At 48.5% G+C, this 10489-nt stretch carries 10 protein-coding genes; 7 read left to right on the forward strand and 3 right to left on the reverse strand.

Features of this window, described 5'->3' with window-relative positions; translation table 11 throughout:
• Genes ACNRUY_RS17525 through ACNRUY_RS17550 form a run of 6 tightly spaced genes read left to right on the forward strand, consistent with a single transcriptional unit; the run spans position 1 to position 7541 of the window.
• Positions 1-2826 carry a conjugative transfer ATPase gene (locus tag ACNRUY_RS17525; protein ID WP_488112940.1) on the forward strand — a complete coding sequence of 942 codons (2826 nt, stop codon included), beginning with the start codon at positions 1-3 and terminating at the stop codon, positions 2824-2826.
• Positions 2823-3230 (forward strand): TIGR03757 family integrating conjugative element protein, encoded by a 408-nt coding sequence (locus ACNRUY_RS17530; protein ID WP_488112941.1) that lies wholly within the window; start codon positions 2823-2825, stop codon positions 3228-3230. Before ACNRUY_RS17525 ends, ACNRUY_RS17530 begins: the two co-directional genes overlap by 4 nt.
• The gene (locus tag ACNRUY_RS17535) at positions 3227-4240 is read left to right on the forward strand and encodes a TIGR03756 family integrating conjugative element protein (protein WP_488112942.1); all 1014 of its coding nucleotides are present in this window, start codon (positions 3227-3229) and stop codon (positions 4238-4240) included. Before ACNRUY_RS17530 ends, ACNRUY_RS17535 begins: the two co-directional genes overlap by 4 nt.
• The gene (locus tag ACNRUY_RS17540) at positions 4241-5593 is read left to right on the forward strand and encodes an integrating conjugative element protein (protein WP_488112943.1); all 1353 of its coding nucleotides are present in this window, start codon (positions 4241-4243) and stop codon (positions 5591-5593) included.
• Entirely contained in the window at positions 5593-5931 is a 339-nt protein-coding gene (locus ACNRUY_RS17545) for a hypothetical protein (protein ID WP_488112944.1), read from the forward strand. Before ACNRUY_RS17540 ends, ACNRUY_RS17545 begins: the two co-directional genes overlap by 1 nt.
• Before the next feature lie 11 nt (positions 5932-5942).
• Positions 5943-7541 carry a conjugal transfer protein TraG N-terminal domain-containing protein gene (locus tag ACNRUY_RS17550; RefSeq protein WP_488112945.1) on the forward strand — a complete coding sequence of 533 codons (1599 nt, stop codon included), beginning with the start codon at positions 5943-5945 and terminating at the stop codon, positions 7539-7541.
• 50 nt (positions 7542-7591) lie between these two features.
• Here the strand turns inward: ACNRUY_RS17550 and ACNRUY_RS17555 are convergent, their stop codons facing one another.
• The 3 genes from ACNRUY_RS17555 to ACNRUY_RS17565 are packed head-to-tail and all read right to left on the reverse strand — an operon-like array spanning position 7592 to position 9070.
• Complete coding sequence (locus ACNRUY_RS17555; RefSeq protein ID WP_488112946.1) at positions 7592-8125, reverse strand: hypothetical protein; 534 nt, start codon at positions 8123-8125, stop codon at positions 7592-7594.
• 12 nt (positions 8126-8137) lie between these two features.
• Positions 8138-8656 (reverse strand): PD-(D/E)XK nuclease family protein, encoded by a 519-nt coding sequence (locus ACNRUY_RS17560; RefSeq protein WP_488112947.1) that lies wholly within the window; start codon positions 8654-8656, stop codon positions 8138-8140.
• Positions 8657-8659: 3 nt separating this feature from the next.
• Entirely contained in the window at positions 8660-9070 is a 411-nt protein-coding gene (locus ACNRUY_RS17565; RefSeq protein ID WP_488112948.1) for a CFI-box-CTERM domain-containing protein, read from the reverse strand.
• A 165-nt stretch (positions 9071-9235) separates the two neighbouring features.
• On the opposite strand from ACNRUY_RS17565, the gene ACNRUY_RS17570 reads away from it, so the two are divergent.
• Complete coding sequence (locus ACNRUY_RS17570; RefSeq protein WP_488112949.1) at positions 9236-10363, forward strand: RNA-guided endonuclease InsQ/TnpB family protein; 1128 nt, start codon at positions 9236-9238, stop codon at positions 10361-10363.
• Positions 10364-10489: the final 126 nt, after the last annotated feature.

Consider the following 10489-nt stretch of genomic DNA (forward strand, 5'->3'; position numbering starts at 1 on the left):
ATGCTGAAGAGTTTGCTGAAGTCACTGATCATGGCTGACCAGAAAAAAAATGTTGATCCGGTGACTGTGACAGAGATGAAGCAAAAATACGAACGGCCCAGGTCATTTGTTGATTACATGCCATGGCTGGAGTATTTGCCGGACAGCAAGACCTTTCTGCTGGAAGACGGGATCAGTGTTGGTGCCGTGTTTGAAATCACGCCGGTTGGCACAGAAGGTCGGTCAAATTCCTGGTTGGAGCACAAGCGGGATGCCATTGAACATGCCCTGCAGGATGTCTTTGATGAGTTTGATCAGGGCCAGTGGGTGATTCAGCAGTATGCCTATGACAATAACGAGCTGTACCGGTTTACGGACACACTTAGGGACTACATCTGGCCACACGCCAAGGGAACTGAGTTCTCAGAAAACTTTTTAACGGTGATGGATCGGCACCTTCGAGGGATCACCAAAGAAGACGGGCTCTTTGTCGATGAAGGGGTTTCCGATTCACCCTGGCGTGGCCGGGTTCGCCATATCAAGTGGGTCATTTACCGACGACAACCGGCAGGCACCAAGATTACCGATGCTTTTTCCCCGGAACAGGAACTCAACGATACCTGCAGCAAGCTGGAACAGGCGCTCAAGGCGGCAGGGATTACCATGGCGAGATGCAACGGCCGGGAGTTTTACGACTGGATGCTGCGTTGGTTCAACCCCAAGCCCGGGCTTACCAATGGCCAGCAGGAGGAGTTCTACAACCTCGCCAACTACCCAGGCGATGAAGACCTTCCCTATGGCGACGACTTTTCAGAAAACCTGTTTTACTCGATGCCAGAATCCAATGCCAAGAGCCAGACCTGGACCTTTGACGGCATGGAGCACCGCTGCATCCGGGTCAGCAAAATCCGTCGTGCCCCAAAGATCGGGCAATTAACCGGTGAAGTAAGGACTGGTGAAGGGGATAAGGCCAAGTCCCTGTGTATGTTGGACAAGTTACCCGAGGGGGCAATTGTCTGCACGACGATTGTTATTGCTCCCCAGGATCATATTGAATCCAGGATTACCCGTATCCATAACAAGTCCATCGGGGAAACAGCGGACAGCCAGCGAACCCGGGCCGACTGTGAGATTGCCAAGCATTTAATCGCGGAAGGCCGGAAACTGTTCCAGGCATCAATGTGTATTTACCTTCGGGCAAATAATCTTAAAGAGCTGCGTCGCCGATCCATGCAGGTCAGCAGTGTTTTGATGACCAATCAGCTGGCTCCCATTGAGGATGATGTTGAGGCTCTGGGCCTGGACAACTACATCATCAACCTGCCGATGAATTTCCAACCTGAACTGGATCCTCGCTATCGGACTACGAGACTGGTGTTTGCCCAGCACCTTGCCAACCTGTGCAGCCTGTTTGGTCGCAACCGGGGAACGGGCAACCCGCTCCAGGTTTATTTCAATCGGGGTGGGGAGTTGTTGACCTATGATCCCCTGAACAAGCATGACCGCAAGAAAAATGGCCACTTAGTGTTGTTAGGGCCGACCGGTGCCGGTAAGTCGGCCAGTTTAGTGGCCACCAGTTGTCACTTGATGGGTACGGTTCGACCCAGGCTCTTTATCATCGAAGCCGGCAACAGTTTTGGCCTGATGGCGGACTATTTCAAGTCCAGTGGTCTCTCTGTCAATAAACTACAGCTAAAACCGGGCAGCGGCGTCACCCTGCCACCCTTTGCGGATGCCCATGTCGCTCTTGAGCAATCCCACGACTTTGAAAAAGAAGTTTTGCAAGGGCTGGATACCAAAGAAGCCGATGCCGGTGTATTGGCAGAGGACGATGACGTGGAGGGGGATGATCAGCGGGACGTACTAGGGGAAATGGAGATTATTGCCCTGCTGATGATCACCGGTGGTGAAGAAGCTGAAATGCAGCGACTTACCCGGACCGATCGGCGCCGGGTGCGTGAAGCCATCTTCTCAGCGGCTCGGAAGACCTACGACGAAGGGCGTATGTGCCTGACAGAGGATGTGGTCAATGCGTTGAAAGAGCAATCGGTGGATCAGATGATCCCGGAAAAGTACCGGGAACGTGCCTTTGAAATGGCTGAGGCGATGGCCATGTTCTGTGACGGGTTTGAAGGAGAGCTGTTTAACTCGCCTGGGGAGGCATGGCCAGAGCACGATGTCACCATTATTGATCTGGCGACCTTTGCCCGGGAAGGCTATTCCAGTCAGCTGGCCGTGGCCTACACGTCGATCATGATGCACATCAACAATATTGCCGAGAAGTATCAGAACGAAGACCGTCCTCTGGTCATGTTGACCGATGAGGGGCACATCATCACCACCAACCCCTTGCTGGCTCCCTTTGTGGTCAAGATTGTGAAAATGTGGCGGAAGCTCGGTGCCTGGTACTGGGTGGCCACGCAGAACCTGGAAGACTTTCCTGATGCGGCTCGCAAGATGCTCAACATGATCGAGTGGTGGGTCTGCCTGACGATGCCCAAAGACGAAGTGGAGCAGATGGCGCGGTTCCGGTCCCTTACGGACGAACAAAAGTTCCTGTTGACCTCGGCCCGAAAAGAGCCCGGGAAATACGTGGAAGGGGTGGTGCTGTCGGATAAGGTCGAGGCGTTGTTCCGAAACGTTCCGCCTTCGCTCTATCTCAGTCTTGCCATGACGGAGAAACACGAAAAATCAGAACGGGCAGCTCTGATGCGCAAATACGGTATCAGTGAAGTGGAGGCTGCGTTGATGGTGGCCAGCAAGATTGACCAGAAGCGGGGGATCATACAGGAAAAGCAGGCACCCGAATTCAATAAATCCCAGGCGAAAAGAGGGGTGTCTGTGTGAAGGCATTACTGATACCGCTCTTGCTGGCCGGTTCTGTGTCGCTTGCAGACACAAAAATTGAAATATTTACGAACGACCAGAACCCGGTGAATACCGGTCGGTACCTGGCCATTTATTACAACCTGGATGACCGTGACCGTGCACATGGGGCGTTTCCCCAGGATCTGCCGCCGGATCCAGAGCAAGCTAAAGCCCAGGTTTCTCAGTTTATGCAGACTCAGGACTTTAAGCGGGCTTCCAATCAACTGAAAACTGCCTATGAGGGCTATGTTAAAGCCCAGAGCTACAAGCTGGAGAAGATCCCGGCCATTGTGCTGGATGAACAGTACATTCTTTATGGTCTCAACAGTGTTCAGGATGCATTGAGAGTCCATAGTGATTACCAGAGGAGGCAAGGACGGTGAGTGGACTCAGGGCATTACCAGAGCACAACCCCTTGAAAGCCTTTCTTCTGGTCAGCCTGCTTCTCGCTTCCGGTGTACAGGCACCAAAAAGCCAGGCTGCAGGCCCTACCACTTCGGTCGCAGAAGCCGCAAACCAGGTGTTTAATTTTTCCTGTATTGATTACCAGGCCGTGGGTGTTTGCCTGTGGCTGCGTTGTACTTTATTTGGGTGCAGCGTAACCAGCAGCGTTAAGGTACGCCATTACATTCCGGATCTGGTGGTTCAGGTGTATTCCGACCGGGAGAACCAGCCCCTGTCAGATGTGGATTCCATTATTCCGGATGCGGATCTGAGTATTGGCAGTGAAACTATCAAGCTGAGGTCTGGCGGCGTTAATACCACTCCAGGATCAGCACACCGACATACCACCCGAACACTGAAAGCGGCAGATGCCTTTGGAAACCCTCTGTCTGCCATCTTTGAGCAAGTGTTTGGCAATCTGGGTTACCTCTGCGGTGGCGGTGTTTCTATCCCCTACACCCCTTACTTTATCAGCAGTGCAGATTATCTGGCCTGGCGTTTGAGCGTCCCTGAGATGGGCTATCCGCAGTCGCTGAACCTGTTCGACAATCTTCGTTCAGAAGAGACGGGAACCTGGGGCAATCTGTATCCCCGCAATGGCTATGTCCAGCAGTCCGATGATTACAAGGCTTCAGCAGTTATTGCTCAGCGTGTTGGCGATATCGTAACGCGCTCAGGCCAGCCGCATGTTTACAAGGAGTTGTCCGCAAATAAAAAGGCAGGCTACTGGCCACCGGGATCTTTGGAGCCGGGTGATGAAAAGACCGGGAAGTGGCAGATGTTGCTCCCAACCAATGAAAACTCATGCAAGGTTTTTCCTTCGGAGTCGTCGATTTCCAGCAGTGACCGCAGTGAATTCGGCAGCTATGTCTGGAATCTTTGGCGGCCTTATGCCTGTTGTGAAAGGAAGGGCCAGATCTTTCTGGAAGACATTAACTGGGGGTCTTGAATGGACCAGAAAAAACTAAAAACCGCTGTGCTCCTGGCTATGTTGACGGCCTCCCAGATCAGTCAGGCCTCACCGGAACGAAACCGGTTTTACTACGAGTTGGGAGGGGGTAGTCCGATCGCCGGTGCCGGCAAAAGCTCGGTGACAATTCCAATCATAGACGGGAAAGTAGGATTAAGCAGCAACCTGAGCTGTGGTGCCGCCTTTGATCCCAATGTGACGGTCTCCAACCAGCTCAATGGATTGACCGACGGCTTTCACAACATGATGGGGGACATGCTCAACAACGCCACGGCCGCCATCATTGCTTTGCCTGGGGCGATTCTTCAAAGAACGAACCCTGAACTTTACGACATGCTACAAAACGGTGTTCTTCAGGGAAAAATGGACTTCAAGAATAGCCTGAACAGCTGTACAGACATTCAAAAAGTCATTCTGGACAGTGGCTCTCCTGGAGAGGCTTATGAAGCGGTCTCTGAAAGTTTCGAATGGCAAGAGCAGATAAAAACCAACAGCGGCGATGTTATCCGGGCAGAACAAAAAGTCAGTAAGGCCAGTGGTAATAATGGAGTGCCTTGGTACAACGGGGAGAGGAGAGGGGGCGCCGGACAAGCCCCTATCGACAGCATTGCCAGTACAACCACGGTGGGTTACAACCTCTTGCTGAATCGGGATGTTGCCAATAACGATGCCGTACCACCGGTCAGTGGCCAGGGCAAACCCATCTGGGAGTATTGGAACTCCCCGGGTGAAGCTTCAAAATGGGTAACGGATGTTGTCGGTGAAGTGTATTGGCGTACCTGTGTAGGTTGCAAGAAAGCGGAAAGTGTTCCGGGCAAAGGCCTCACGTATTTTTACGACGATGCCCTGTTAGAGCTGGAGCACAATCTTGGGAAAATGGTGAAAGGGGAGATCCCGTCAACCCAGGACAACCTGAACCGGATATCGGCTCCTCCTTCCCTGATGGTGCGCCAGGAAATCATTGAAGCCATTCGTCTGGAACAAACCTATGACCAGAACCTGCTGGTGAGTCGGATTGCCGGTGAAATTGCGCTGACCCGAACCTTCGAGCAAGGGGTTCTGGCAAAACGGATGCTGACGACGGGTAAGAAGCAGCCCAATATTGCCAATGACGGGAAGGCTCAGGGGAGCATAAATGATGCTCTGGATCAATTAACCGATGAGTTGAACATGCTGGTTGAAGAAATGGAGCTGCGTAAAAAGATCACGGGGAGTACGCTTCAGATTGTTTCTAATAGGTACATGCGGAATATAAACACCAGTGCACAAGAAGGTGCAGAACAACCCAAAAGCAACATAACGGAATATTTCGGCATAGACGAGTCTCAGTAATGAAAAAACTCACAAAAATAAATTGGCTGAATGGAGCCGGTGCTGGGATGCTGGCACTGGCTGTTTTGACCGCCATTATAGGGATTATGGTCTGGCTGTATATCAGTGCATTTGGTGTCAAACAGTTTGATGCCCTGATGGAGAAGGCCAAGCCCTATCTGATGGTCTGGAGAGTGATTCTCTATGGCCTGATCATGTTTTTTTGGAAAAACATCAGCGGGTATTTATCCGGGGGTAACGCTGAAACCTTTCAGGAGTTGATCAAGCGGCGCTTTCATATGCTGGCTCTGCTCATATTTGCCGAAGTTGTGTTTGTTAATCGGTTGTTTATTTTTTGACAGGAGGTGTTATGGTTGCTCACTCTTTGCCGGAAATATACACACTGATTTACGGCTGGTTTATTTTTGAGAAAATCTGGGACGTGATCGTTGGCTCGGGTTTTTTTCTGGTGCCTTTTATTGTTGCCATTGTTCGCATATCTGTTGAGACTAGGAATGCTGGTTCCTATGCTGGTAATATTGGTGTCTTAACCGTCCAGCGCCTTGAGACTCAGATCGTCTCCATGGTCTTTGTGATTATGTTTGCTTGCATACCTTTTAAGCATTCTGGGTTTGACTTGAAAATTGATACAGTTAATTTTCAAAGTAATATTAATGCTTGTGGTTCTGGCAAAAGAGAGGTTTCTGACAAGATTAAAAATGCTTTTACACAAGTAGATAAACAGCAGGTTTATATCCCTGTTTTTTGGGGGGCAGTACATAGCTTATCTTCAGCCTTTGTTAATGCTATAACTGTATCTTTGCCATGCAAAGCTGATATTTCTTACGAAATGTTCAAGTTATCTGAGTCTAGAATAACGAATCAGGCTTTAAGGCAGGATCTTTCAAATTTTTACAATATGTGTTTTGCAACGGCCAAGCATAAGCTAAAAGTATCAAGAGTGACACCCAACCCCAATGATACGGATTGGATAGGTTCATCATATTTCTTGGAGACCGCTGGATATTATGATGATATCCGTTACGGTCCCCTGGAGGGCTGGGAGCACGATGAGCGCATGACCAATCACTCTGAGCCAGATTTGATTTACCGATCCTGTAAGGACTACTGGTCCCACAAGAGCGAGGGGCTTGAGGAGAGAATTATTGCAGAGATAGACCCAGGGATATTCCGTGGATTTATGGAAGGATTATATTCGTATTTTGGTTCATACGACACAGTTGTAGAAAAAAGAAGATCCCTTGCCCGTGCAACTTTAACCGCTGCCTCAGTTAACGATGCCAAACACGCTTTTCAGACTTCCTTTTCAGATAAATATGGATTAAGAAAAGACGAGTATGGAGTACACTCTGATCTTATGGGGCAAGTATTCAATACAACTCTTGGCGCGGGAGCCAGATACGCAGCTCTTTTTTTGAAAAAGGTAGGTAGCTACAATGAACAATTTATATACAGAGAGTCGGCTAACTATGTTTTAGCTATTGCTCAAATGGTGGTTATTGTATCGATACCTATTATTTTATTACTTTCAGGATTCAGCCTAAAAACGTTGGCTCATTGTGGTGTTGGGTACTTTGGGGTCAAATTTATTAACTTTATTTTTGCATTTGCTTTTTGGATTGAGACAACTTGGATGGAAGCAATGAGAGACAGCGTAGGATTAGACCCGAATACGCAGAATCTTCTCGATATTATAACTAACACCGTTTATATGGGGCTGCCTGCAGCATGGTTGTTATTACTTGGTTGGAGTGGCTTTCAAATTATTGGTGCAGTTAGTGGGCTTGATAGAGGGAACCAGCAAACATCATCGGCGGTTGGTTCAACTACCCAGTCCCTTAGCAACCCGGCGAGTTATACAAAAGTTGGGCAGGCTGCAGGCAAAGGATCCGGTCAAACTAGTTTGTTTGGAGCAAAGAACTCGAAATCGGAATGGCTTAACAGTTAACCTCCTGAAGAAAGCGGTAGATAGATGAATTATCTACCGCTTTTGGCAGTCTATTTTTGCCATTTATCATAACGATTTAACCCGTATGAATTACTGTTATCATTCATTGAGTCATTAAAGTTGTTTGCTTCATAATCCTCATCTGTACCATATGATCCACTAGATGCTGCTCCTCTCCCGCCTCCTGCGCCGAGGCAAAGAATTGCGAATGGTATGGTTACCAACATGATGAGGACGTTGATAACACGCATACAAATCCTTCCTGTTTTTCCTAGCTCTTTTTGAGGGTGTAAATTCCAATTTTCTTCAAACGGATGGGCGTTAAGAACCATATACAGATAGTTTGCAATCCCAATGACAATTACACAAGACAAAGCTGATATTGCTGAAAGACCAATAACGAAAGCTGATGGATAACCAAGCTTGTTCGCACCTATATAAAGGCAGATCTCCGTATCAAAGATCATGTCTATAAAGATCGGGATTACGACTGTGCAGCAAGCAGCCAGAAATACTTTTATCGAAACCCGAAACACTTTCCACAGAGACTGTTTTTTATCCAAAACGCTATTAATTATGCTCATGGCATTTTCCTCTTATGCCGCTTTTTCGGTGCACTGTGTCCTGTAACCACAGGAACGACATTTTCTCAGTAATGGCGCTGCACATACAGGTCTATTTGCTTTTATTGCCCGGGCCGATTCCAAAGGTTCCCGGATTCTTTCTGCCAGGGTATCAGTGCTTCCGCTCAAATCGACGATACGACGACCAACTGTTGTATAAATCATGCCTTTATTGAGTTCTGGGTACTTTTCTTTCACCGCAATGGCTGTGGCAATCAGCTGGACCTCATCGCTTTGGTTGGGTGGCTTCTTTCGGCTTTTGTACTCAGTGAGCATCAGCTGGCCATCCGGTTGCTTGACCAAAAAATCTGGCTTTGCCCTGATTCTGTGCCGATACGACACAAAAGTTTTTGATTGGCGCCCCTGGTCTGCGTAAATAATTTTACCACGGACAGGGAAGGTTTTAGGTTTTCTGCCTCTGGGTCGAAACTTGACCATCAAATACAGGGCAATGCAGATGTAAATCAACGGAACAAAGATATCTTCCCACATGGCTCAACTCCCCACTTTCTTGGCCAGCCACAATACCGCAGCCCTGGAAGCTCGCTTAAACCGTTGGTTTTTCCCTATAACCCGAATCAGGATGGGGGATAACCAGTAATAGCACCAGACAAAGATCCGCCCGGGCAGAGACTTTTTGAGTTCACCATCTCTCCAGTCCCTTAACGACTGGGTGACCGGATGGGTTGGTCCCAGGGCATAACTGGCCACGAAGCAACGCTGGTCTTGCTGTTGGTAGGCCGCTCTGGTTTCCCTGGCATGATGGTATTCGCCGGCTCTTTGTTTTTGCTGGGCCTGTCGGGAAGGGCGGACGCCTTTGTGTTTAAATTCGAGGGCCCGGGGGCAGAATTTGGCCGAACCCACTTCGGACGCAGAGACCCATGGCACATTATTTCTTCTTCCCATACTGCTTCTCCGACAAATCCAATAGCATTTTAACGGTGTCGTTTATCCAAAATCCGCGTAATACCCCCACTGACCTAAGTGGGGGATACAAGCGACCAGCCCGTAGAGGGCTGGCTATGTACGACACTTGATAATCTTACAGACGCTATGTGTATTCTTGTAAGTGTGAAAACGAAACGTGCTTACAAATACAGATTTTACCCGACAGTTGAGCAAGAAAAGCTACTTGCTCAGACTTTCGGCTGTGTGCGTTTTGTTTACAATCATATCCTTCGCTGGCGTACTGATGAGTACTATAAAAACGGCAACTGCGTTAACTACAACGCAGCCTCAAAGCAGCTTACAGAGCTGAAAAAGAACCCTGAATATCAGTGGTTAAAAGATGTTTCTTCTGTACCTATCCAGCAGTCACTACGCCACCAACAGACCGCCTTCAAAAACTTTTGGGAAGGTAGAGCAAAGTACCCGACTTTCAAAAAGAAACATGCAAAGCAAAGTGCTACTTTTGCGGCTTCTGCTTTCAGCATGAAAGAAGGTCAGTTGTTCATTGCCAAGAGCAAAGAGCCGCTGGCTATCAAGTGGAGCAGAGAACTACCTTCTGAGCCTTCCAGTATCACAATCAGCAAGGACAAGGCCGGACGGTATTTTGTTTCCATGCTCTGTGAGTTTGAGTCTAAACCAATGTCAATCAGCAAAAAGACGGTTGGTATTGATTTAGGTTTGAAAGACCTATTCATCACGTCAGATGGTGAAAAATCCGGCAATCCAAAGCACTTCAAACGCTATGAGCAAAAGCTCGCCCACCTTCAGCGTAAACTGGCTAAGAAGCAGAAAGGCAGCAACAACCGAGCTAAAGCAAGGCTTAAAGTTGCCCGTCTTCATGCGAAAATAGCGGATTGCAGGATGGATGCTACTCACAAGGCATCCCGCAGATTAATTAACGAGAACCAAGTGATCTGTGTCGAAGATTTGGCTGTGAAGAATATGGTTAAAAATCCAAAACTGGCAAAGCATATCGCTGATGCTAATTGGGGTGAATTTGTCAGACAGTTGCAGTACAAAGCTGAATGGGCTGATCGTACTATAGCTGTCATTGATAGGTTTTTCCCTAGCTCAAAGCGTTGCCCCAGTTGCGGATATGTTCACGAAAGTCTGCCGCTATCAACCCGTGAATGGGATTGCCCAGAATGTAAAACACACTGGGACAGGGATATAGCGGCTGCTATCAATATAAAAACCGTCGGACTGGCGGGGTTAGCCTGTGGAGCGACCGGAACGGGGATGGCTGCGTAAGTGTTACCACCAATTTGAAATGTCCCTTTTTCATCAGTTTGAGATGTCCGGTTTTCATCAATAATCGTTTGACCGGTTATCACCGGTTAAGTTCTCTGTTGGGTCAGTTGTCTCCTTTGGCGGGTT

It is taken from the genome of Endozoicomonas sp. Z74, assembly GCF_057680865.1.